This window comes from Streptomyces sp. NBC_00250, assembly GCF_036192275.1.
Classification (GTDB): Bacteria; Actinomycetota; Actinomycetes; order Streptomycetales; family Streptomycetaceae; genus Streptomyces.
The window spans coordinates 3,483,459-3,505,091 of record NZ_CP108088.1 but is presented as its reverse complement, the minus strand read 5'-3'; the positions used below and the strand labels follow the sequence as shown (position 1 = coordinate 3,505,091).

Here is a 21,633-nt window from a genome sequence, read left to right as displayed (position 1 = left end):
CGGTATGACCACCAGGATCCTGCCGGCCGTCGGCGACCCCGACGCGGCCCGGTCCGTCACCACCCTGATCGGCCAGCTCCCGGACGCCGAACCCGCCCCGCCGGTCACCGACTCCACCCAGCTCGTCGACACCCTCGCGCGGCTCGCCGCCGCCTCCCTCGACGAGCTTCCCGAGGTCGTCCTCGTCCACGAGCGGATCGGCCCCGTCCCCGCGCTCGAACTCGTCCGCGAGGTCGCCCTCCGCTTCCCCGCCGTCGGCGTCGTCCTCATCACCGCCGACGCGAGCCCCGTCCTCTTCTCCGCCGCCATGGACTCCGGAGCCCGAGGACTCGTCACGCTCCCCCTCGGGTACGAGGAACTCGCCAGCCGCGTCCAGGCCGCCGCCCAGTGGTCCGTCGGCGTCCGCCGCCACCTCGGCGCGGGCGCGGAGCAGATCACCGGCCCCGGCGGCACCGTCGTCACCGTCAGCGGCGCCAAGGGCGGGGTCGGCACCACCGTCACCGCCGTCCACCTCGCCCTCGCGGCCCGCGCATCCGGGCGGACCGTCGCCCTCGTCGACATGGACCTCCAGAGCGGCGACATCGCCTCGTACCTCGACGTCCAGTTCCGCCGCTCCGTCGCCGACCTCGCCTCCATCGCGGACATCTCGCCGCGCGTCCTCCAGGACGCGGTGTACGTCCACGAGACCGGCCTCTCCCTGCTCCTCGCCCCCGCGGAGGGCGAGCGCGGTGAGGAGGTCACCGACCGCGCCGCCCGCCAGATCGTCAGCGCCCTGCGCGGCCGGCACGAGGTCGTCGTCGTCGACTGCGGCTCCCAGCTCAACAGCGCCAACGCCGCCGCCATCGAGATGGCCGACACCGCCGTCCTCGTCGCCACGCCGGACGTGGTCGCCGTCCGGGCCGCCAAGCGGACCGTACGCATGTGGGAACGGCTCCAGGTCCGCAAGGCCGAGGAGACGGTCACCCTGGTCAACCGCCATCACCGCTCCACCGAGATCCAGCCGCCCCTCGTCCAGAAGATCACCGGCACCCGGATCGCGGGCGTCGCCGTCCCCGCCCACTTCAAGGAACTCCAGGCCGTCGTCGACGCGGGCCGGCTCCACGAACTCGACGCCAAGTCGACGGTCAAGCAGGCGCTGTGGGCCCTCGCGGGCGAGCTGGGCCTGGTCCAGGCCCCGGCCGCCGCGTCGACGTCCGGCCGGCCCGGCAAGCAGCTCGCGCGCGCGGGCGACCGGGGCTCGTCGCTGGGCCTTCGGCGCCGCACCGGAGGGCGCTGAGCGATGACCACGATCCGGGACGACGACAGGGGACAGGTGGCGGTCGAGTTCGTCGGCATGGTGCCGGTCATCCTGCTCACCCTCGCCCTGCTCTGGCAGGTCGTCCTGGTCGGCTACACGTACACGCTGGCGGGGAACGCGGCGGACGAGGGGGTGCGGGAGGAGGCGGTGCGGGGCGACTGCGAAGGCGCCGCCCGGCGCCATCTGGACGGGGCCTGGACCGCGCAGGTGAACTGCTCAAGCCCGGGTGACGGGATGTCCTACGCCGTGGTCACCCTCCAGGTCCCGGTCCTGTTCCCGGGCGTGGGAGGCCTCTTCTCGGTCGAGAGCAAGGCGGGCGCCGTGGACGAGAGGAGCCTCACGCGATGAGGAGCGACCTCCGCGAGGGCCGGCGCGACCGGGGCCAGGCCGCCATCGAGTACCTCGGTTTCCTGCCGATCCTCCTCCTCGTCGGTCTCGCCGGACTTCAGCTCGGCGTCGCCGCGTACGCCGCCCAGCAGGCGGGCACGGCCGCCCGGGCCGCCGCCCGGGCCGAGAGCAGCGACGCGGAGGACGCGCCGGACGGTGACACGGCCGCCCGGGCGGCCGCCGACTGGGTCACCGACGTCGAGGTGAACACCGCCGGGGGCGAGGCCGTCGCCACCGTCACCGTACGCATCCCCCCCGTCGTCCCCTTCTGGACCTTCGACCCCGTCACCAAGACCGCCGTCATGCCCCTGCCCGACGAGGAGGACGAGTGAGAAGGGACGAGGAGTCATGAGTCTGCGGGCCCGGATCAACGCCCCCGAGGACCACGGCGCGGGCGCGGCGGCCAGGGAGGACGGCCATCTGGTCGCCGCCTTCCGCGCCAAGCTCCTGGAGGAGATCGACCTCACCGAGATGTCCGCGCTGGCGGCCGCCGAGCGGCGCGCCCGCCTGGAGCGCGTCCTCGGTCACATCATCAGCCGTGAGGGGCCCGTCCTCTCCACCGCCGAGCGGGCCCAGCTGATCCGCCGGGTCGTCGACGAGGCCCTCGGCCTCGGCGTACTCGAACCGCTCCTAGAAGACGCCTCGATCACGGAGATCATGGTCAACGGACCCGACCAGATCTTCATCGAGCGCGCGGGACGCGTCGAACTGCTGCCGCTCCGCTTCGCCTCCCACGACCAGCTGATGCAGACCATCGAGCGGATCGTGTCCACCGTCAACCGGCGCGTCGACGAGTCGAATCCGATGGTCGACGCCCGGCTGCCCTCCGGCGAGCGCGTCAACGTCATCATTCCGCCGCTCTCGCTCACCGGGGCCACCCTCACCATCCGCCGCTTCCCCCGCGCGTACACGCTGCACGAGATGATCGGCCTCGGCTCCCTCGACGAGCAGATGCTGCTCCTGCTGTCGGGACTCGTTCAGGCCAAGTTCAACCTGATCGTCTCCGGCGCCACCGGCACCGGGAAGACCACCCTCCTCAACGCCCTCTCCGGTCTCGTGCCCGACGGCGAGCGGATCATCACCATCGAGGACTCGGCCGAGCTCCAGCTCCAGCAGTCGCACGTGATCCGCCTGGAGGCCCGCCCTCCGAACATCGAGGGCCGCGGCGCCATCTCCATCCGCGACCTCGTCCGCAACTCCCTGCGCATGCGGCCCGACCGGATCATCGTCGGAGAGGTCCGGGGCGGCGAGACCCTCGACATGCTCCAGGCGATGTCCACCGGCCACGACGGTTCGCTCGCGACCGTCCACGCCAACTCGGCCGAGGACGCGCTCATGCGCCTCCAGACCCTGGCCTCGATGTCCGAGGTCAAGGTGCCGTTCGAGGCGCTCCGCGACCAGATCAACAGCGCCGTCGACGTCCTCGTCCAGCTCACCCGGCACCCCGACGGCACCCGCCGGATCACCGAGATATCCGTCCTCGCCTCCCACGGGCGCGAGCGGTTCCTGCTGGCCACGGTCTGCCGCTTCCACGCGCAGCCGGTCGCCGCCGACGGACGGGTGTACGGGCAGTTCACGTACCACCCGCTGCCGCGGCGGGTCGCCGAGCGCCTCTATCTGGCCGGACAGCCCATCCCGCAGGCCTTCGGCGTGGCCGCCACCGACGCCCACCTGGCGACCCGAGAGGCGCAATGATGACCGACCCCTTCTGGCTGACCGCGGGCGTGACCCTGCTCGCCTGCGTCCTGGGCATCACGGGCGTCCAGCTGTACGCGAGCGGGGCCCGCCGTCACGCGGAGCTCGTCGCCCGGCTGGACGAGTCGGGCCTGCCCGAGGCCGCGGGCAGGCGCAGGCGCCGCTTCCGGGGCGTCGACCGGCGCGTCCGCGGCACGGCTCTCGGCCGGAAACTGGAACTGCGGATCGCGGCCACCGGACTCGACGTCACACCCGGCGAGTTCACCGTGGCCCTCGCGGCGACCGTGGCCGTGCTCTGGGTCGTCGGCCAGGCCGCGCTGTCCCCGTTCTTCGGCCCGATCTGCGGACTCCTCGGCATCTGGGTCGCCATGGGCTACCTCGGCTGGCAGCGCCAGAAGCGCATCGAGAAATTCATCAACCAACTCCCCGAACTCTCCCGCATCCTGGCCAACGCCACCCAGGCCGGACTCGCCCTCCGGATGGCCCTCAGCCTGGCCGCCGACGAGCTGGAGGCCCCGGCCGGCGACGAACTGGAGAAGGTGGCCCAGCAGCTGGCCGTGGGCACCTCGCTCGACGACGCACTGGGAGAACTGGCCGAACGCCTCCCCTCCCGCGAACTCGTCGTCCTCGTCACCACCCTCGTCCTCGCCAACCGGGCCGGCGGCACCGTCGTCTCCTCCCTGCGCAACCTCACCGAGACCCTTGAGGAACGCAAGGAGACCCGGCGCGAGGTCCGCACCCAGCTCTCCCAGGTGAGCATGACCGCGTACTCCGTCCCCGTCATCGGCGTCGGCTCGCTCCTGCTCATCGACAACATGCAGCCCGGTGCCCTGGACCGGATGACCGGTTCGGGCGTCGGACAGTTCGCCGTCGTCGCCGCGTTCGCCCTGTACGTGGTCGGCTTCATCGCCATCCGCCGCTTCTCGAAGATCGACGTGTAGGGACGGGACTGTCACCGTGGACCTCCTCCTCGCCCTCCTCGCAGGCCTCGCCGTCGCCGGGGCCGCGTACGGGCTGCGCCTCCACCGCGCCGACGCCAAGCTCCCCGACGACCTCCGGCTCGCCCTGGAGGTCGGCGCCACCCGCACGGGGGCCGTCGACTCGGCCGTCGACCGCCTGGGCATGCGCTGGTCGCCGACCGTGCTCCGCCTCATGGGACCCAAGCGGGTCAACGCGGTCCGGCGCCGCATCGACCTCGCGGGAAACCCCGGCGGACTGACCATCGACCGGTACGGGGCGAGGCGGGCGGTCTACGGCTTCCTGGGCGCCCTGGGCGGCCTGCTGATGCTGTCGAAGGGCTCCTTCCTCGTCGCCCTCCTCCTCTTCGCCTTCGGCGCGTTCTGGACGGAGGTCGGCATCTGGTCGGCGGTCCGCATCCGCAAGGACCAGATCGAACGCACCCTGCCGGACTTCCTGGACGTACTGGCCGTCGTCGTCTCGGCCGGCCTCGGCTTCCGACAGGCCCTGGAACGCGTCGCGGAGAAGTACGAGGGACCCTGGGCCGACGAACTCCGCATCACGCTCCGACAGATGGACATGGGCGTCAGCCGCCGCCAGGCCTTCGACGAACTGCGCCGCCGCAACGACTCCGAGCAGGTCGCCCAGTTCGTCACCGCCCTCCAGCAGGGCGAGGAACTGGGCGCGCCGATCGTGGACACGCTGATACAGATCGCCAACGACATGCGGCGCACGGACGCGCAGAACGCCCGCAGGAAGGCGGCGAAGGCCGTCCCGAAGGCGACCATGGTCATCACGATGCTGATGGTCCCGGCGACGATGATCCTGCTGGGCGCGGGCCTGTTCCTGGGCACCGGCACGGACTTCGGGTCGGTGACGGGCGAGTGAGGACGGGATGAGCCGGCGGCCGACGATGCCGATGACTCCCAGGGCGTGGGGCACGGCCCGGGAGACGGCCAGGGGTGTGCTGCGGGGGCGGGTCGGGGGTGCGGCCCGGGGCGCGGCTTCCAGGGACGCGGTCCGGGGGCAGGCCGGGGGTACGGCTTCCAGGGACGCGGTCCCAGGGACGGCCGGGGGTTCGGCCAGGGGCACGATGCGCGGGCGGGTCGGGGGTGCGGCCCGGGGCGCGGTCGACATCCAGGCGAACGCCCTCCAGGCCATGTGCCGACAGGTCTTCGGCTTCCGGCTCGCGATGATCGCGCTCGCCGCCCCCGCGGCGCTGCTCGGTGCCGCGCCCGGACTCCCCGTCCGGCTCGTCGGCGCCGCCGTCGTCGTGACCTTCATGGGCTCGTACGTGCTCTTCCGGGACTGGGAACGCTTCGGCCCCCTCCTCCTCAAGCACCCGGCCCTGCTCGCCGCCGACACGCTCCTCGGCGCCCTGCTCCTCGTCACCGCCGGACCGCAGAGCACCCTCGGATACGTGAGCGTCTGCACGCCCCTCCTCGCCGGGCTCGCCTACGGCTGGCGCGGCGCCGCCTTCTTCGCCTGCCTGCAGTCCCTCGTCCTGCTCGCCGTACCCGGCGACGTCCTCCTCCTCGCCGGCCTCTGCGTCATCACGGGCGCGCTCGGCGTGACCCTGCGGAACCTGCTGCTGCGGTTCGGCGAGGCCGGCCAGGCGCTCGCCGAGGCGCGCGCCGGACTCACCGCCGCGCAGGCCGTGGAGGTCGAACGGGCCCGGCTGGCCCGCGAGATGCACGACTCCGTCGCCACCACCCTGCACGGCCTCGCGCTGGCCGCCGACGCCCTCGCCACCTGCTCCGACCCGGCCGAGGCGAAGGACCGGGCCGCCCTCGTGGCCCGCGCGGCCCGCCGGGCGGCGGCCGAGTCCCGCGAACTCCTCTCGGACCTGAGGAGCCAGTCGTACGGCGGGGCGGGCGCGGCAGGCATAGACATGGCGTCCGAACTGACGAACCGGGTCAGGGACTTCCGTACGCGCTGGCAGTCCTCCGGCATCGAAGCGGCGTACCGCTCGGTGGGCGACGGGACGCCGCCGGTCGTCCCGTACCCGATGGCCCGCCAGCTCCTCTCCATCGCGGCGGAAGCCATGGAGAACGCGGGCCGCCACGCCCACCCCACCCGTATCGACGTCACCGCCGGGGTCCACGCGGGCCTGCTCCGCATCAGCGTCCGCGACGACGGGCGAGGACTGCCGCCGGGGACGACGCTCGACGCCCTGCGCGGCACGGGCCACTTCGGCCTGGTGGGCATGGTCGAACGGGCGGCGGGGGTGGGCGCGAGGCTCAGGATCGGCCGGGGAGACGCGGCGCGGGGCACCGAGGTCCGCCTGGAAGTCCCGCTGGGGACGGCGCGATGAATACGATCACCGTCCTCGTGGCGGACGACAACCCGGTGGTGAGGGCGGGCCTGCGCTCCCTGCTCGGCGACCGCCCGGGGTTCCGGGTCGTGGCGGAGGCGGCGGACGGCCGCGCGGCGCTCCGCGAAACGCTCCGCACCAGGCCGCAGGTGATCCTCCTGGACGTCCGGATGCCCCCGTACGACGGCCTGAAGGCCCTCCCGCACCTCGCCCGTCTGGCCCGCGTCCTGATGCTCACGTACAGCCGGGAACCCGAAACGGTCGAGGAGGCATTGCGCATGGGAGCGGCCGGCTACCTCGTCCACGGCGAATTCACGACAGAGGAGTTGGTGGGGGCGGTACGGGACGTCGGGGAGGGACGGGCCCGTTTCACGGCGACGGCGTCGGAGGTGCTGCTGCGGTCGCTGCGTGCGACTGCACACCAGGGCGGCGGCCCAATTGTCTCAATGTCGCCGCACCTTGAAATCGAATCTTCGCGCATGCAACGAAATGTGGAACAGTGTGGACTGAGTGCGAGAGAGGTGGAAGTGATGGACCTGATCGCCACGGGCCTGAACAACCGGCAGATCGCCGCGACCTGCTTCATCACGGAGAAGACGGTCAAGAACCACATCAACCGAATCTTCGCCAAACTCCACACCCACACCCGTGCCGAGGCCATAGCCTCCTGGCTGGGCACCAGGCCCACCCGATGACCCGGGCCCACAGATGGGCCCACGGGCCCTGTGCGCCGACCCGAACGTCGGCGTACCGTGCCCGTGCGCAGGCGTCTGAACGCGGAGGGGACCACGATGAACGACGCGATGCTGAAGGCCCTGACCAAGGCCCGGCTCGAACTTGCGGCTTGGACGGCGTCCAGGGGCAGGGACCGCGGGCAGACGGCGGTGGAGTATCTGGGGATCATTGTGGTGGTGGTGGCGATTGTGGTGGCCATTACCGGCACGGATCTGGGGCAGTCGATCAAGAATGCGATTTCCCAGAAGATCACCGAACTGACCGGCGGCGGTGGAGAGTAGGCGCCTCACGTCTGCAGAGGGACAGCGGTCAGGCGTTCCCCGTCTACATCGCCGTCATTGCGGGTCTCTTGTTCCTTGCATTTGCCTACTTCGCGGTGGGACAGGCCGCCCTCACGCGGAACAGTGCGCAGACTGCGGCAGATGCGGCAGCACTGGCAGCTGCTCAGGATGCCCGAGATCAGCTCCGAGAGGGCTGGCTTGGCGTGATTCTCTCCCCTGATCGGTGGGACGGCTTTCTACACGGCGTGACTTACGACGGCATGGCAGCGTGTGAGCGGGCGGGAGTGTTCGCCGAGCGCAACGAGGCCAAGTTCTCGGGTGATGGCTGTGTGCCACCTGCCTCGGGGGGTGATGGCTTCCGGGTCACGGTGGTCACGACGGGCGGGGAGTCGCGGGATGCCACCGCGTCCGCGCGGGCTGTGATCGAGCCGAAGTGTGACTTCATGCCCCCGGAAGTTCCGGTCCCGGAGGAAGCCGAGCCGGATCCCGACCCGACGGAACCAGGTGAGGAGCCCGAGCCCGAGCCCGAGCCGGAACCCGAGCCGATTACTGGGCTCACCTGTGGTGAGGAGTCCTGGACCATCGATCCCGAGGACCCGACACTGCCCAGTGCCGCAGATCTCTTCACTGTCCGACTGGCCGGCAACGACGAATAAAGGAAGCGCGCTTCATGAATGTTCGGTACGCACGAAAGGGGTTGGCCTCCCTCGCGGTCGCGTCGGCGGCTCTCCTCGTGGTCGGCTGCGGAGCCGAGGACAAGCCGAAGGCGGACAAGCCGGCCGCGACCACTGTGCCTCCTCAGGAGACGCAAGCAGGGCAGCAGCAGAGTTCGGAGGAGCCGACAGAGACGCTGGCTGTCCTCAAGGGGCAGAAGGGCCTGGAGCTCACCATCAGCGCAGCGGATCGGGATGCAGGTGGATTTCTCACCGTTAAGGGCAGGTTGAAGAACACCTCCGACGCAGCCACCATTATTCCTGCTCAGATGAGTGGAGACGAAACCGAGGTTGTGAAGCACGGCAACTCCTTGGGCGGAGCCACCTTCGTCGACTCCGTCGGCAAGAAGCGTTACTACGTCCTGAGGGACACCGACGGGCGGCCCCTGACCACCTCGGCGCTCGACAGCCTCGGTCCCGGCAAGTCGACCGCCGTCTTCATGCAGTTCCCGGCCCCGCCCCCCTCCACCACCGACGTCTCCTTCCAGCTCCCCACCTTCGAACCCGCCACCCTCAAGCTCTCCTGAGGCGACGACATGACGACGACCTACCGCCGCCTCGCCGCCCTCGCGATCGTCACCGTCGCCCTGGGGCCCTTCGCCGTGCCCACGGCTCACGCCGACGATCCCCCCGGTTCCGCGGCCTCCGCTTCCCCGCCCCCCGCCATCGACCCCAACGCCCCCGGCCTGATGCTCCCCGACGGTGCCACCCTCGCGCCCGCCAAGGTTCTCGACATCAAGCAGATCGTCGAGGAGGAGGGCGGTGAGCAGCGTCGCCAGGACACCAACGTGGACGTGACGTTCGCGCTGCAGGCCGAGGTCCTGTTCCCCAAGAACAGTGCCAAGCTCGGGTCCGCCGCCACCGCCCGTATCGCCGCCGTCGCCGCGGAGATCAACAAGCTGGGTTCCGGGCGCGTCCGGGTCTTCGGGTTCACCGACAACCTGGGGACGTACGAGCACGGTCTGAAGCTGTCGAAGCAGCGTGCCGTCGCCGTGCAGCAGGTGCTGGCCCGCAGTCTCGACCCGGGTACGACCTTCGACATCCGCGGCTACAGCGAGGACTACCCGATCGCCGACAACGGCACCGAGGAGGGCCGTAAGAAGAACCGGCGCGTCGAGATCTCCTTCCCGCGCACCACGCCACCCGTCTCGCCCTGACCTTGAACGCTCCTGGAGGTCACGCTCGGAATCAGGTGCGCAGTTCGTCCATCCGGTCCCGGATGGCGGCGGCCCGGGCCTGGACCGCGCGTGGGGCCGGGAGGGCGGGGGTGCGGGCGTGCGTGGGGTTGGGGTGGTCGCCGCGGCAGGGGCCGCAGTCGCCGTTCTGGAGGGTGTCCGCGTAGCCGGGGGTGCCGCACGTGCCGCATTCGAGGATGCGGAGCGGGGCGGGGGTCCGCCGGACGGGCAGCGGCGGCAGTTTGTCGGTGAGGCGGCGGCGGACGAGGCCGGCGGGGTGGTGGACGGGCTGCGGGAGGCCGGTGGTGAGGGCGCGCAGTACGTCGTCCTCGGTGGCGTCCCGGCCGAACCATTCCTCCACGAGGGGGACGAGCGCGCGGCACTCGGCGTGGGACAGGGACAGGATGGAGTTCGTGCGGCCGAGCGCGGCGAGCAGGACGTAGGCCCGCGACCGCGTCGTCGTCTTCGCCTCGCGGGGTACGTCGCCCTGCTGGAAGGCGGCCCACCAGGTGCTGTCGCGCGGCGTTCGGGTGAACCACGTTCGGGTGATCCATCGTCCGCCCAGGCATTCGCGGCCGCGCCGCAGGTGGCCGGCCCGCTGGATGCGGTTGAGCGCGGTGCGGAGGGCGCACTGCCCGTACGGCAGGTGCTTGGCCAGCGTCTTCACCGAGATGTCGCTGCCCTCGGGCAACCGGTCGAGGTACGCGGCGATGGCGGCCTCGCGGGCCGGAAGGTGGGCGAAGTCCTGCCGCCCGCGCGCTTCCTGCTGCGGCGCGGAACGCTTTCCGTACCCCGGGCTGGCCAGAGGGTGGAAGGCGTCATTAAACTCGGCGTCAGCCATGAGGATCGACTCCTTCAAGTCTTCGATCTTGATGGTGAGACCCCCGCGAGGTGTTGCTGCACCTTGGTGGGGGTCGTCTGTTTCACAAGCCTGCTCGCAGGCTAGGGGTGCATGACGCTGCGTGGCAAATCGACGACGTAGCGTCAACTCGCAGGGTGGGTGGGTGGATTCGACCGGACCCGTACCCCTTCCGTAGAACACCGCCCGAACCTCGCGGCTCAAGCTCCGGGCCCACCTGCACCGCCGCGACGGAACCAGCGACGCCACCCCGGCCTTCGGCGTTTCTGCCTCGCCTCAAGCAGGGTCCCGTCAAGACTCCTCTGGGCCTTTTCCTCGTTGTGGCGGTCTTCGAACTCTCGGAATATGGCCACCGCTCGGGTATGGGCGTCGATGGCGTCGTCATAGCGTCGGGCTAGGAGGAGGGCGTTGCCGAGATTGCCGAGTGTCTGGCCTTCGCCGTGGCGATCGCCGAGCTCGCGGCAGATGGCCAGGTCTTCGGTGTGGGCTGCGATGGCGTCGTCGTAGCGTTGTACTCCTTGGAGGGCGTTGCCGAGGTTGTTGAGCGTTTGGCCTGCGCTGTACCGGTTGCCGAGTTCGCGGTGGATGGCGAGGGCTTGGGTGTGGGCTGCGATGGCGTCGTCGTAGCGTTGCACTCCTTGGAGGGCGCAGCCGAGGTTGTTGACCGTTGCGCCTTCGCCGTGGCGGTCGCCGAGTTCGCGGCAGATGGCGAGGGCTTGGGTGTGGGTTTTGATGGCCTCGTCGTAGCGTTGTGCTTGTTGGAAGCTGTTGCCGAGGTTGCTGAGTGATTGGCCCTCTCTGCGGCGGTCGTTCTGCTCGCGGTGGATGGCGACGGCTTGGGTGTGGGCTTCGATGGCGTCGTCGTAGCGCCGCACTTCTTGGAGGGCGCAGCCGAGGTTGTTGACCGTTGCGCCTTCGCCGTGGCGGTTGCCGAGTTCGCGGTGGATGGCGACGGCCTGGGTGTATGCGTGGATGGCGTCGTCGTAGCGTCGAACTTCCTGAAGGGCGTTGCCGAGATTGTTGGCCGCTGAGCCCTCACCCTTGCGATCCCCCAGCGCCTGGGCTGCCCAGATGGAGTGCTCGCCGACCACGAGGGCGTCATGGAAGTGACGCCCCTGACGTAGGTATACGCCCAGGGCCAGGGTCAGATGCAGGACCCCCTGAGGGTGGTTTGCAACGGTGTGAGGGGCCACGGCGATGAGGTTGGCCCGCTCGGCGTCCAGCCAAGTCAGTGCGGCGGCCTGGTCCGCGAAGAGGTCGGGTACCGGCTGCCCCGGCAGGGCGCGCAGGTGGTCGTCGGCCGCATCACATGTGACGGCGTAGTGCAGCAGTAGTCGCTCCAGTGCCGCCTCTTCGCCTGCCTCCCTCGGTAGTTCGGCCGCGTACAGGCGGATCAGGTCATGGGCGCGCCAGCGGCCGGAACCGGTTGGCTGTTCGCCGATCAGGCAGGCGCGGACCAGGGCCGCCAAGCTGGTGCGGGTCTCTCGTTCCTTCCAGCCGCTCAGGCTGGTGGCGGCCTTGAGGGACAGGTCGGGCCCCGGGTTGAGCGACAGTCGGCGGAACAGTCGGGCGTCCCGCGCCTTGAGGCGCCGGTAGGACAGGTCGAACGCGGCCTGGACGGCCAGGGACCGGCCGTCGCTGTCCTCGTGCTGGAGCGTCTTCAGCCGCGTGCGGGCGTCGGCCAGGTCGTCCGCGAGGGTGGCGATCGGGAGGCCCGGGTCGTCGGTCAACAGCGCGGCGGCGATCGTCAGGGCCAGGGGGAGTCGGCCGCAGTGCCCGGCCACCTGCTCCAGGGCATGCGGATCTTCCGCAGCGCGCGGGTCGTCGGGTCGGACCTGGGCGAGAGCGATGGCGATCAGGGCCGTGGCCGACTCGGTGTCGAGCTCGTCCAGAGGGAGGAGACGGGCCCGGAGGTCGGGGGCGGTCAGGGCGTCGCGGGACGTGGCGAGGAGCCGGTGGCGGGGGTGTGCCGGCACCAGCAGACGGAGCTGGGCCGGGGAGGAGGCGTCGTCGGCCACGATCAGGATCGGCCCGCGCTCCTCCGCTCGACGGGCCAGTTCCGACTGGTACAGGCCGGTCTGTTCCTCGACCGTCGGCGGCAGGTCCCCGTCTCGTACCCCGAGCGCCCGCAGCAGTGACTCCAGGGCCTGTTCGGGGCTGACCGCGCCGGCCGGGTCGTAACCGCGCAGGGGAACGAACAGCGTGCCGCCGGGGAAGCGGCCCATGTCGACGGCCCGGTGCGCCGCCTGCAGCGCGAGCGCGGTCTTGCCCACGCCGGGCAGTCCGGTCACCACCGTCACGCCCGCCCCGTCGGGCGCCAACGCGGTCAGGAGCTCGGCGGTCCGCTCCTCGCGTCCGGTCAGCCGCGGGGCGGGTGGCAGCGAGGCCAGCGCGCGGGGTGCGGGCCCGCTGCCCGGGCCCCAGACGTTCTGGGTTTCGATCTGCGTGATGTTCTGGTCCCGCCCCGCCAGGTTGATACGGCCCTGGCCGGAGGCCCGGGCCTCCTGCTGGACGGCGTCGGACGGGCCCTGCCCGTTCGTCGCCGCGTCGGCCTTCGCCTCGGGGCGCTTCGCCGTGTCGGCCTTCGCCGCGTCTGCCTTTTCGAGGTCGTACCGGTCGCTCAACGCCTCAGGGCCCTTCTGCGTGCTGGTCCCCGCCGGCGATCACGATGCGCCCCTCACCGGACGCCTTCGCGCGCTGTTCGACCTCTGTGGGGATGCCGTCGGCAGAGGCATCGGATGTCGGGCCCAGGTGGCCGCCGACCAGGAGGACGCTCGAATCGTCGGACGCCTCGGCGTCCTGATCGACGCGGGCCGGGGCGTCGGCGGTGGGAGCGCCGGCGGGGGGAGTGCCGGGTGGCTGCGGGCCGGTGGACGGGGCCAGGTCCCGGCTGCCGCCGACCAAGGTGACCTGGGCCTTGCCGGAGGCCGTCGCCTGCTGCTTCCTCACCCGCTGAGGTGCCGGGGTCGGAGCCGGCGTGGGCGTGGGCTGCGTCAGTTCCCGCGACGCCCACCAGCCGCCCGCCGCCAGCACCGCCGCGGCCGTCACCGCGCCGAAGGTGAGGGCCGTGTCGAGCCGGGGGCCCTCGCCTTGGGGCAGCCACCCCCACGGCACCGCCCGTACCACCCACACGCACACCCCGAACGTGGCAGCCGTCGCCAACGCGACCACCAGCCACCGCACCGCGCGAGTCATCCCGGTCCTCCTCCGCGATCCCCGGCCCGGGAAGGCCACGGGCCACTCTCATGGTGCCGAACGGAGACAGTTCCCGTCACGCCGTACACCCGATCGCAACCGTGAAAGGGCCCTCCCAGGGCGCGTGTTGGGACCCGCATCGCCAGGGGACGGCCCGCGGGCATACTGGCGTGTCATGAGCACCGCCGGATTCACCCTCCGCCACACCGACCCCGAGGCCGCGTCCCGATGGCTCGCCCCCACGCCTTCCTGGGGCGGAACGATCCCCGGACTCGGGTCCGTGGAGCTGCGGTTCGGGAACGCCGTCGGGCGGGGCGACAGTTTCGCGCAGTTCTCGGTCGTCGGCGAGCGCGTCCCGCAGGGGGTCTTCAGCGGCATCAGGTTCGGGCGGGCGCCGCTGCCCTCGCGCGCCAGGCTCCAGGTCGGTGAGCACACCGGGACCCTGAGCCGCCGCCGCAGCGGGCTGTCCCGCGACGGGCGCGCCCTGCGCATCGGCCTCGCAGGCCGGGCGTACCGCTACCGGCGGGGTCAGGACAAGAATGTCCACGAGCTGCTCCGGCAGGGGATCGCCGTCCGGGTCACCCGCGACGACTGGAGCAGGCCGGTGACGCTGGACGTCAGGACCGAGGGCCGGGTCGACGCCGTGGATCTCTCCCTGGCCCTGCTCCTCCAGGGCGTCTACACCCGCCATCTGGCCCAGGGCGGCCGCTGGTTCTCCCTGCCGGGCCGCTTCCTGAACCGGGCGCCCGACATCTTCTGATCCCTCCGACGGCTCAGGTGCCGGGCTTCCAGAGGGTGACCTCCAGCGTGATCTGGGTGGGCGGTGCGACCGAGGACTGGGGGTTGCCGCCGATGAAGCCGGTGATCACGACCCGGGCGATGTTCCCCTTGTCGGTCAGGACGCACAGGACCGTCTTGGCGGGGAGGTCCCACGTGGACATCTCGGCCTCGGTGAAGCCGCCGACCCGGGCCGCCCGGGCGCAGTCCTCGGCCTTCTCCGACGCGTCCGTGGGCTGGAGCTGGGCCGCGTTGCGGCCGTTGCGCAGGGACAGGAAGCCGTCGAGGGTGTTCTGGTAGGTCAGATCGGCCTCGACGGGGACGCCGCTCTGCTCGGCGGTCTCCTTCGCCTTGTTCCACTCGTCCTCGGTGTACCGGCGCGTGGCCGGCGCGTCGAAGTCGATGGTGCCGAGGTCGGAACCGGGCGGCAGGCCGAGAGACATGGCCTGCTTGGTGTAGGAGGGCTTGTACGACACGGTCGTCGGCGCCGTGGCCGTCGAGGAGTCGCCGGGGGAGGGCGAGTCGCTCTCCTGGTCCGACGGGGTCGACGGGGGCGACGGTGTCGACGGCTCGTCCGAGGGCGACCCCTCGGACGACTTCGGAGGCGTCGTGTTCGGCTGTGTGGCTGTGTTCGGCTGCGTCGGTGCCTTCGCGTCCGAGGGGCTCTCGCCCTTGTCCGTCAGGGCGGAGGTCAGGACGGCGCCGGCCAGGGAGAAGACGCCGGCGATCACCGCACCGATGATCGTGATCCGGACGGCCTCGCTCTGCCTGCCGAACCAGCCCTGCCGTCGGGGCGGCTGCGGGGGAGGGGGCGGGAACGGCCCGCCGGGCGAACCGGCGTTCTGGTGCGGGTGGTTGCTCGGAGGCATGGGGGCCGTGGACACCGAAACTCCCTGTTTCTCTCTGGTGTTGGTGGAGATCGCCCCGGGTCCATCCTCCGTCCGACCTCCGTCCGTCCTTCTTCGGCGGCGGAACGAGGGCGGCGGAGCCGTATGTGGAGGCGGACGCGGGGGCGTGCTGCGGTGGTGATCTCGTCGCAGCCAACGGACTTTATCGTGCGTCCCGTTGGTCCTCCTCGTCAGAGAGTCAGCGCCGCTCTGATCGTGGCCGTCATGCGGTCCGGGTGGCGGAAGACCTCGGCCGCCGTGAACCGCAGCACGCGGCGGATCTCCGGGCAGGACTGCAGCGCGTTGAAACGGGCCACGTCCCGTTCGTGGGCCCGGCGGGTGCCGTGGAAGGCGTAGCCCTCGACCTCCACCGCCAGGCCCTCCGCGCGGAACAGGAAGTCCGGGCGCAGGGGCGGCCCCGCGGCCGTCCGCAGCGTCGGCTGCGACTCCGGGAACAGGCCCGCGTCCCCCATCCGCAGCCTCGCCACCGTCTCCGCCGGTGAGCCCGACGCCGGCTCGGCGAGCCGCAGCCAGGACCGGGCGCGGGTCGCTCCCCGCCGGGGCGCCGCGAGTTCGGCGGCGAGTTCCTCGTACCGGACGAGTGCCTCGCGCCGTACGCCCTCGACCGCCCGCCGGGCGAGCGCCGAGTCCGCGACCACGACTGCCTCCTCCCGGCTGTCGGCCGCCCGTATCAGGTCGCCGACCGTCCGTGCCGGGGTCGTGGTCCGCAGCCCCCGTCGTGTCGACCGGTCCTCGGCCGTAAGGAAGGCCGTGCCGTGTACGCGCATCCCGCCGCCGGCCGTCGAGCGGGTCGGGGCCGGGGCGGTGAACTCCAGACGGTCCGTCCGCCCCGTCGCCCCCAGCCGCTCGATGCGGTGCAGCCGCGCCGCCGTCCCGTGGCTGCACACCCAGTCCGGGCGCAGGAGCTGGAGCGCCGCCGCCCGCACCCGCCAGTCCACCTCCTTCCCCGGGACCGCCCACGCACCCCGGCAGATCCGCTGCCAGCCGTCCCTGCGCAGACGGCCGGCGAGGCGGCCCGGGGGCCAGCCCGCCGCGACCGCCCAGACCGTCAGGAGGACCCCGCCCCTGGCGAGGATCGCCAACTCGTACATACGCCCAACGATCCACGGAAGGGGGACACTTCGCACCCCCTGTGGAAAACCTGCCGAAAGCCGTCGTCAGGAAAGCGCAAAGGTGGGGGGACAGTTCCGCCGGGCAGGAGCATTCTGGACAGATGACGACGACGAGCGAGACGCCGGGCGGGACGCCGGGCGGGACGCCGAACGAGACGCCGAGTGTGCGGTTGGTCAGTGACCTCGTCACGCGGATCCCCGAGTTCCGGGACGTGTACGAGAACCACGTCTTCCATCAGGGCGGTGTGCAGCCGCACGTGTTCTTCTGGGACGTCGTCCAGGACACCGTGCGGTCCTTTCTCGGCGAGGCCCCGTGCGCTGCCGACTGGCGCCGCACCCTCGCCTTCCTGGAGGAGCAGAGCTGTCGTGGTGTGCTCGGCATCGACGAGGTCATCGTGACCTCCTTCCTCGGCGATCTGCCCTCCCCGCAGGAGCCCGGGCACGCCATCGTCCACCAGCTGGGTCCCGTCATGGCCGCGAGGTTCGTCCGCATAAGGCCCCTCGGCTGACCTGTGCGGCGGCGCCGGGCGGCGCGCCGGGATAATCGGACGCATGTCCGTGCCCCGACCCAGCCTTCTCACCCGTCCCAGCCGTCCCACCAGCGCCACCCATCCCACCCTCCTCGCCGTCGGCGGGTACGCCGCCGCCCGCCTCATCGGCCTCGCGGTCCTCGCGATCGCCTCCGCCGTCACCGGCGAGGACGGGCTGCACCGGCTCAAGGGCCGCTGGGACTCCGTCTGGTACGTGCGGATCGCCGAGAACGGATACGGGTACCAGGCCACCCTGCCGAGCGGGGACGTCCACCCCGACCTGGCCTTCTTCCCGCTCTTCCCGGCCCTGGAGCGAGGCCTCTCCACCGTCCTCCCCCTCGACGCGGCCACCGCCGGGCTGCTCGTCTCCTGGACCGCCGGACTCGCCGCCGCCTGGGGCATCCACAAGTGCGGCGAGCACGCCTTCGGAGCGCGCGCCGGAGTGCTGCTCGCCGTTCTCTGGGGTGTGTACCCGACCGCTTTCGTCCAGTCCATGGCGTACACGGAGACCCTGTTCACCGCCCTCGCCGCCTGGTCGCTGTACGCGGTCCTGCGCGGGCGCTGGATCCTGGCCGGCGTCCTGTGCGCGGCCGCCGGGCTCACCCGGCCGACGGCCGTCGCCCTGATCGCCGCCCTCGGGATCACGGTGCTCGTCACCCTCGTACGGGACCGGCGGCTGCCCCCGCGCACGGTGCTCGGGGTTCTGATCGCCCCGCTCGGCTGGCTCGCGTACATCGCGTACGTCGGTGTCCGCCAGGGCAGCGCGACCGCCTACTTCGAGGTCCAGGCCGCCTGGGGCAACTCCATCGACGGCGGTGTCGCCCTGGCCAGGTTCATCGCCGGTCTGCCGTGGCCCGCCGCCCTCGGCCTCTGCGCGGTGCTCGCGCTGCTCGGTCGGCTGGTCGTCCTCTGCGTACGGCAGCGGCAGCCGCTGCCCCTGCTCGTCTACACGATCGGCGTCGTGTTCGTCTCGCTCGTCGGCGCCGCGTACTTCGGCTCCCGGCCGCGTCTGATGATGCCGGCGTTCGGGCTGCTGCTCCCGCCGGCCGTGGCCCTCGCCCGGCTCCGTACCCGCACCGTCGTGCCGGTCCTCGCCGGGCTCGCCCTCGCCTCCGCCGTCTACGGGGCCTTCACCCTGCTCGGTTCGGGCCCGCCGTGAGCCCGGAATCCGTCTCCACGCGCACGCGTACCCCCGGCCGCAGCCCCCACCCCTCCATCGCGCCCGCCTCCGCCTCCAGAACGTGCCGGCCACGCGGCCGGATCATGCCGAGGCGTCCCGGCCGCATCGTGACGACCGAGCGGACCGTGAGCGAGCCGTCCAGATAAGCCACGTCGATCGGGAACCGCATCCCGAAGGTGTGCACGCTGTTCGTCCGGACGATGAGCAACGCCCCCGCCATCCCGTCCCGCCCGAGCAGCCCCCGCCGTCGCGCCCGGTACGACGCCGCCACCTCCAGCGGCACCTCCCGGCCGGATTCCGTCGCCAGCGTCCCCGTACCGTCCGCCCATTTCCCCATGCGCCAGACCGTAGCGGCCTCCCGACCCTAGGGTCGGCTCCGTGTACGTCACCATGATCGCCCTCGCCGCCCTCTGGGGCGCCGCCGCCGGGCTGCTCGTGCCGCGTGCCGCGTACCGGCTCTCCGTGACCCCCGAGGAGCCGTGGCGGGACCGCTGCCCCGCCGGGCACGCGCTCGCCGGGCCCGCGCGCGGCTGGCTCGGCGGGCCTGGGCGGCAGGAGTGCGCGACACCCGGAAGCCCGTACACGGCACCGCTGCTCACCGCCCTCGCCTGTGCCGTGCTCGCCGCCGCCACCGGCGGGCCCCGGCCCGAGCTCGCGGTCTGGCTGCTCGGCGCGCCCTTCGCCGTTCTCCTCGCCACTGTCGACGCGCGCGTGCACCGGCTTCCGGACGGGCTCACCCTGCCGCTCGCCGCCGCGGTGCCGCTCCTCCTCGGCGTCGCCGAGCTCCTCCCGTACGACGCGGGCTCCTGGCCGTACGCGGTGCTCGGCGCGCTCGCGCTCGGCGGCGCCTACCTGGTGCTGTTCCTGGTCAACCCGAGCGGCCTCGCCTTCGGGGACGTCAAGCTGGCGCTGCCGCTGGGCGCGGCCCTCGGCTGGTACGGCTGGGGTGTGCTCTTCGCCGGGGCGTTCGCGGGGTTCCTGCTCGGCGCGGTGTACGGCCTCGGGCTCGTCCTCCTGCGGCGGGCCGACCGCTCCTCGATGATTCCGTTCGGCCCGTTCATGCTCGCGGGCGGGTTGGCCGGCCTGCTCCTCGGCGCGTTCACGGCCCTGCCCTGACCCTGCACCGGCCCTGCCGGGAGGTGCTGCCCGGAGGCCTTGCCGGGAGGTGTCGGTCGGCCTCGCCCCGTCAACGGGGCCAGGCCGGGCCGGTCCCTCTTCGGAGGGACGGAACTCCGCCGCCACGCCGGGGCGCAAACCCGCCACCGGCCCCCGCACCCCTTGTCCCGACTGGGATCCGTCGAATTCGGCGAGGTTCGTTCGGCGAACGTGGCGCGCAACACGACTATCGAAGGGTTATGGTGGAAACCCCCCCTCGGGCCGGTCCGTATCCCCCCCCACGGACCGGCCCGTTTTTTCTTCCTCCGGGCTTCTCCGGGCTTCGCGGGGCTTCCCCCGGGTCCCGTCGAAGGCTCGCCCTGGATCCCCTCAGGGCTCGCCCGTGGTCACTCCGGATGCGTCAGCCCCGGCCGGCCCAGATGTTCGTGCCCTGGGTGTCGACGGCGAACGAATCGATCTCCGCCAGCTCCTCCGAGGTCAGCGGCGCACCCGCCAGGGCCGCCACGTTCTCCTCCAGCTGGGCGACGCTGGACGCGCCGATCAGCGCCGAGGTCATCCGCTCGTCCCGCAGCACCCAGGACAGCGCCAGCTGTGCCAGGGACTGCCCGCGCCGGCTCGCGATGTCCGCGAGGCCGTGAAGGCGCCGCAGCACCTCGTCGGAGAGCAGGTTCGGGTCCAGGGACTTGCCCTGGGTGGCCCGCGAGCCCTCCGGGATGCCCTTCAGGTACTTGTCGGTGAGCAGCCCCTGTGCCAGCGGCACGAAGGAGATGCAGCCCATGCCGGCTTCCTCGAGGGTGTCGAGGAGGCCGTCGTCCTCGGTCCAGCGGTTGATCATCGAGTACGAGGGCTGGTGGATGAGGGCGGGGACGCCCATCTCGCGCAGGAGCCGCGCGGCCTCGGCGGTCTGCTCGCTGTTGTACGAGGAGACACCGACGTACAGCGCCTTGCCCTGCTGGACGGCGGAGGCCAGGGCCCCCATCGTCTCCTCCAGCGGGGTGTGCGGGTCGAAGCGGTGCGAGTAGAAGATGTCGACGTAGTCGAGGCCCATCCGGTTCAGGGAGGCGTCGAGCGAGGACAGCAGGTACTTGCGGGAGCCCCACTCGCCGTACGGGCCGGGGTGCATCTCGTAGCCGGCCTTGGTGGAGATGATCAGCTCGTCGCGGTAGGGCGCGAAGTCCTGGGCGAAGAGCTTGCCGAAGTTCAGCTCGGCGGAGCCGGGCGGCGGCCCGTAGTTGTTCGCCAGGTCGAAGTGGGTGACGCCGAGGTCGAAGGCGCGGCGCAGGATCGCGCGCTGGGTGTCCAGCGCGCGGTCGTCGCCGAAGTTGTGCCAGAGGCCGAGGGAGATCGCGGGGAGCTTGAGGCCGCTGCGGCCCGAGCGGCGGTACTCCATGGCGTCGTATCGGTCCGCGGAGGCGCGGTACAGGGGGGAATCAGTCACGTATCTCTGCTTATCACGGACTTGTGACAGTCCCGGGCTGGGAGGCTGTCGCCCGTGCGCAGTAGTGTGGCGGCTTGCGGACCGCCGCTGCCGGGTGGACCGCCGCTGCATGGAGAGGTAAAGAACAGTGAACCTGCGCGACCTGGTGTACGGGCTCTACGCACGCCGGGTGGAAGGCCGCCTCGACCATGCCCAGGTGCCCAAGCACATCGGGGTCATCCTCGACGGGAACCGCCGCTGGGCCAAGGCCTCCGGCGGGACGCCCGAGCAGGGGCACAAGGCGGGCGCGGACAAGATCCAGGAGCTGCTCGGCTGGTGCGCCGAGACCGACGTCGAGGTCGTCACGCTCTGGATGCTCTCCACGGACAACCTGAACCGGCCCGAGGAGCAGCTCGTCCCGCTGCTCGGCATCATCGAGAACGCGGTGCGGGCGCTCGCCGCCGACGGCCGCTGGCGGGTCAACCACGTCGGCACCATGGACCTGCTCCCCGCGCGCACGCAGTCGGTGCTCAAGGAGGCCGAGCAGGCCACCCACGACAACACGGGGATACTCGTGAACGTGGCCGTGGGCTACGGCGGCCGGCAGGAGATCGCGGACGCGGTCCGCTCGCTGCTCCTGGAGCACGCGGAGCGCGGGACGAGCTTCGAGGAGCTCGCCGAGATCGTCGACGTCGAGCACATCTCGGAGCACCTGTACACGCGCGGTCAGCCCGACCCGGACCTGGTGATCCGCACCAGCGGCGAGCAGCGGCTGTCCGGATTCATGCTGTGGCAGAGCGCCCATTCCGAGTACTACTTCTGTGAAGTGCACTGGCCGGCCTTCCGCAAGGTCGACTTCCTGCGGGCGCTGCGCGACTACGCCGCCCGGCACCGGCGTTACGGAACCTGAGTTCCACGGGCCCCCGAGGGGTCCGGGGACACCGATCGGAACCGATCACCTCGTGTTCATGAACACGTCGTCATA

24 protein-coding genes are annotated in these 21,633 nt (G+C 71.8%); 17 read left to right on the top strand and 7 right to left on the bottom strand.

Annotated elements, in window-relative coordinates; translation table 11 throughout:
• Positions 1-4: 4 nt before the first annotated feature.
• From OG259_RS15535 to OG259_RS15475, 12 genes are all read left to right on the top strand, one after another.
• Entirely contained in the window at positions 5-1,276 is a 1,272-nt protein-coding gene (locus tag OG259_RS15535; RefSeq protein WP_328942813.1) for an AAA family ATPase, read from the top strand.
• A gap of 3 nt (positions 1,277-1,279) precedes the next feature.
• The gene (locus tag OG259_RS15530) at positions 1,280-1,645 is read left to right on the top strand and encodes a TadE family protein (RefSeq protein ID WP_328942812.1); all 366 of its coding nucleotides are present in this window, start codon (positions 1,280-1,282) and stop codon (positions 1,643-1,645) included.
• The gene (locus OG259_RS15525; protein WP_328942811.1) at positions 1,642-2,016 is read left to right on the top strand and encodes a TadE/TadG family type IV pilus assembly protein; all 375 of its coding nucleotides are present in this window, start codon (positions 1,642-1,644) and stop codon (positions 2,014-2,016) included. The genes OG259_RS15530 and OG259_RS15525 overlap by 4 nt, the downstream gene beginning before the upstream one ends.
• 16 nt (positions 2,017-2,032) lie before the next feature.
• Entirely contained in the window at positions 2,033-3,379 is a 1,347-nt protein-coding gene (locus tag OG259_RS15520) for a CpaF family protein (RefSeq protein WP_328942810.1), read from the top strand.
• On the top strand, positions 3,376-4,320 hold the full coding sequence (locus OG259_RS15515; protein ID WP_328942809.1) for a type II secretion system F family protein: 945 nt from the start codon (positions 3,376-3,378) through the stop codon (positions 4,318-4,320). Before OG259_RS15520 ends, OG259_RS15515 begins: the two co-directional genes overlap by 4 nt.
• Before the next feature lie 16 nt (positions 4,321-4,336).
• Positions 4,337-5,224, top strand: coding sequence for a DUF5936 domain-containing protein (locus OG259_RS15510; protein ID WP_328942808.1), 888 nt, complete (start codon positions 4,337-4,339; stop codon positions 5,222-5,224).
• Positions 5,225-5,429: 205 nt separating this feature from the next.
• Positions 5,430-6,650 (top strand): sensor histidine kinase, encoded by a 1,221-nt coding sequence (locus tag OG259_RS15505; RefSeq protein WP_328942807.1) that lies wholly within the window; start codon positions 5,430-5,432, stop codon positions 6,648-6,650.
• The gene (locus OG259_RS15500; protein ID WP_328942806.1) at positions 6,647-7,345 is read left to right on the top strand and encodes a response regulator transcription factor; all 699 of its coding nucleotides are present in this window, start codon (positions 6,647-6,649) and stop codon (positions 7,343-7,345) included. The genes OG259_RS15505 and OG259_RS15500 overlap by 4 nt, the downstream gene beginning before the upstream one ends.
• Before the next feature lie 96 nt (positions 7,346-7,441).
• On the top strand, positions 7,442-7,666 hold the full coding sequence (locus OG259_RS15495) for a Flp family type IVb pilin (protein ID WP_328942805.1): 225 nt from the start codon (positions 7,442-7,444) through the stop codon (positions 7,664-7,666).
• 245 nt (positions 7,667-7,911) lie between these two features.
• Positions 7,912-8,322: a hypothetical protein gene (locus tag OG259_RS15485; protein ID WP_328947333.1), complete on the top strand. Its 411-nt coding sequence runs from the start codon at positions 7,912-7,914 to the stop codon at positions 8,320-8,322.
• A 326-nt stretch (positions 8,323-8,648) separates the two neighbouring features.
• Positions 8,649-8,906, top strand: coding sequence for a hypothetical protein (locus tag OG259_RS15480; protein WP_328942804.1), 258 nt, complete (start codon positions 8,649-8,651; stop codon positions 8,904-8,906).
• Between the two features lie 9 nt (positions 8,907-8,915).
• A complete protein-coding gene (locus OG259_RS15475; RefSeq protein ID WP_328942803.1) occupies positions 8,916-9,536 on the top strand; it encodes an OmpA family protein in 621 nt (206 codons plus the stop codon).
• A 31-nt stretch (positions 9,537-9,567) separates the two neighbouring features.
• Here OG259_RS15475 and OG259_RS15470 read toward each other — a convergent pair whose 3' ends face one another.
• The 3 genes from OG259_RS15470 to OG259_RS15460 form a co-directional block, all read right to left on the bottom strand.
• Positions 9,568-10,395, bottom strand: a complete 828-nt coding sequence (locus OG259_RS15470) for a hypothetical protein (protein ID WP_328942802.1) — start codon at positions 10,393-10,395, stop codon at positions 9,568-9,570.
• A gap of 218 nt (positions 10,396-10,613) precedes the next feature.
• Entirely contained in the window at positions 10,614-13,037 is a 2,424-nt protein-coding gene (locus tag OG259_RS15465) for a tetratricopeptide repeat protein (RefSeq protein ID WP_328942801.1), read from the bottom strand.
• 4 nt (positions 13,038-13,041) lie between these two features.
• Positions 13,042-13,608, bottom strand: a complete 567-nt coding sequence (locus OG259_RS15460; protein ID WP_328942800.1) for a hypothetical protein — start codon at positions 13,606-13,608, stop codon at positions 13,042-13,044.
• 175 nt (positions 13,609-13,783) lie between these two features.
• Here OG259_RS15460 and OG259_RS15455 point away from each other — a divergent pair, with 175 nt between their 5' ends.
• On the top strand, positions 13,784-14,368 hold the full coding sequence (locus tag OG259_RS15455) for a hypothetical protein (protein ID WP_328942799.1): 585 nt from the start codon (positions 13,784-13,786) through the stop codon (positions 14,366-14,368).
• 13 nt (positions 14,369-14,381) lie between these two features.
• On the opposite strand, the gene OG259_RS15450 is transcribed toward OG259_RS15455, so the two are convergent.
• A complete protein-coding gene (locus OG259_RS15450) occupies positions 14,382-15,269 on the bottom strand; it encodes a hypothetical protein (protein ID WP_328942798.1) in 888 nt (295 codons plus the stop codon).
• 194 nt (positions 15,270-15,463) lie between these two features.
• Positions 15,464-16,384 (bottom strand): hypothetical protein, encoded by a 921-nt coding sequence (locus OG259_RS15445; RefSeq protein WP_328942797.1) that lies wholly within the window; start codon positions 16,382-16,384, stop codon positions 15,464-15,466.
• A gap of 122 nt (positions 16,385-16,506) precedes the next feature.
• Here OG259_RS15445 and OG259_RS15440 point away from each other — a divergent pair, with 122 nt between their 5' ends.
• Together OG259_RS15440 and OG259_RS15435 are read left to right on the top strand one after the other, a co-directional pair.
• The gene (locus OG259_RS15440) at positions 16,507-16,914 is read left to right on the top strand and encodes a hypothetical protein (protein WP_328942796.1); all 408 of its coding nucleotides are present in this window, start codon (positions 16,507-16,509) and stop codon (positions 16,912-16,914) included.
• A 43-nt stretch (positions 16,915-16,957) separates the two neighbouring features.
• Positions 16,958-18,094 carry a hypothetical protein gene (locus tag OG259_RS15435; RefSeq protein WP_328942795.1) on the top strand — a complete coding sequence of 379 codons (1,137 nt, stop codon included), beginning with the start codon at positions 16,958-16,960 and terminating at the stop codon, positions 18,092-18,094.
• Here the strand turns inward: OG259_RS15435 and OG259_RS15430 are convergent.
• Positions 18,066-18,452: a DUF192 domain-containing protein gene (locus tag OG259_RS15430; RefSeq protein ID WP_328942794.1), complete on the bottom strand. Its 387-nt coding sequence runs from the start codon at positions 18,450-18,452 to the stop codon at positions 18,066-18,068. The two genes, OG259_RS15435 and OG259_RS15430, sit on opposite strands and share 29 nt — an antisense overlap.
• A gap of 41 nt (positions 18,453-18,493) precedes the next feature.
• On the opposite strand from OG259_RS15430, the gene OG259_RS15425 reads away from it, so the two are divergent.
• Positions 18,494-19,231 carry a prepilin peptidase gene (locus tag OG259_RS15425; protein ID WP_328942793.1) on the top strand — a complete coding sequence of 246 codons (738 nt, stop codon included), beginning with the start codon at positions 18,494-18,496 and terminating at the stop codon, positions 19,229-19,231.
• Positions 19,232-19,631: 400 nt separating this feature from the next.
• Here the strand turns inward: OG259_RS15425 and mgrA are convergent, their stop codons facing one another.
• Entirely contained in the window at positions 19,632-20,669 is a 1,038-nt protein-coding gene (gene mgrA, locus OG259_RS15420; RefSeq protein WP_328942792.1) for an L-glyceraldehyde 3-phosphate reductase, read from the bottom strand.
• Positions 20,670-20,796: 127 nt separating this feature from the next.
• Between mgrA and OG259_RS15415 the strand changes: the two genes are divergently transcribed.
• The gene (locus tag OG259_RS15415; protein WP_030320536.1) at positions 20,797-21,558 is read left to right on the top strand and encodes an isoprenyl transferase; all 762 of its coding nucleotides are present in this window, start codon (positions 20,797-20,799) and stop codon (positions 21,556-21,558) included.
• Positions 21,559-21,633: the final 75 nt, after the last annotated feature.

Coding starts and splice junctions, on each gene's coding strand:
- OG259_RS15435 (WP_328942795.1), top strand. CDS start 16,958: ATGTCCGTGCCCCGACCCAGCCTTCTCACCCGTCCCAGCCGTCCCACC.
- OG259_RS15455 (WP_328942799.1), top strand. CDS start 13,784: ATGAGCACCGCCGGATTCACCCTCCGCCACACCGACCCCGAGGCCGCG.
- OG259_RS15525 (WP_328942811.1), top strand. CDS start 1,642: ATGAGGAGCGACCTCCGCGAGGGCCGGCGCGACCGGGGCCAGGCCGCC.
- OG259_RS15530 (WP_328942812.1), top strand. CDS start 1,280: ATGACCACGATCCGGGACGACGACAGGGGACAGGTGGCGGTCGAGTTC.
- OG259_RS15440 (WP_328942796.1), top strand. CDS start 16,507: ATGACGACGACGAGCGAGACGCCGGGCGGGACGCCGGGCGGGACGCCG.
- OG259_RS15480 (WP_328942804.1), top strand. CDS start 8,649: ATGAGTGGAGACGAAACCGAGGTTGTGAAGCACGGCAACTCCTTGGGC.
- OG259_RS15495 (WP_328942805.1), top strand. CDS start 7,442: ATGAACGACGCGATGCTGAAGGCCCTGACCAAGGCCCGGCTCGAACTT.
- OG259_RS15535 (WP_328942813.1), top strand. CDS start 5: ATGACCACCAGGATCCTGCCGGCCGTCGGCGACCCCGACGCGGCCCGG.
- OG259_RS15430 (WP_328942794.1), bottom strand. CDS start 18,452: ATGGGGAAATGGGCGGACGGTACGGGGACGCTGGCGACGGAATCCGGC.
- OG259_RS15475 (WP_328942803.1), top strand. CDS start 8,916: ATGACGACGACCTACCGCCGCCTCGCCGCCCTCGCGATCGTCACCGTC.
- OG259_RS15505 (WP_328942807.1), top strand. CDS start 5,430: ATGCGCGGGCGGGTCGGGGGTGCGGCCCGGGGCGCGGTCGACATCCAG.
- OG259_RS15470 (WP_328942802.1), bottom strand. CDS start 10,395: ATGGCTGACGCCGAGTTTAATGACGCCTTCCACCCTCTGGCCAGCCCG.
- OG259_RS15445 (WP_328942797.1), bottom strand. CDS start 16,384: ATGTACGAGTTGGCGATCCTCGCCAGGGGCGGGGTCCTCCTGACGGTC.
- OG259_RS15500 (WP_328942806.1), top strand. CDS start 6,647: ATGAATACGATCACCGTCCTCGTGGCGGACGACAACCCGGTGGTGAGG.
- OG259_RS15515 (WP_328942809.1), top strand. CDS start 3,376: ATGATGACCGACCCCTTCTGGCTGACCGCGGGCGTGACCCTGCTCGCC.
- OG259_RS15460 (WP_328942800.1), bottom strand. CDS start 13,608: ATGACTCGCGCGGTGCGGTGGCTGGTGGTCGCGTTGGCGACGGCTGCC.
- OG259_RS15520 (WP_328942810.1), top strand. CDS start 2,033: ATGAGTCTGCGGGCCCGGATCAACGCCCCCGAGGACCACGGCGCGGGC.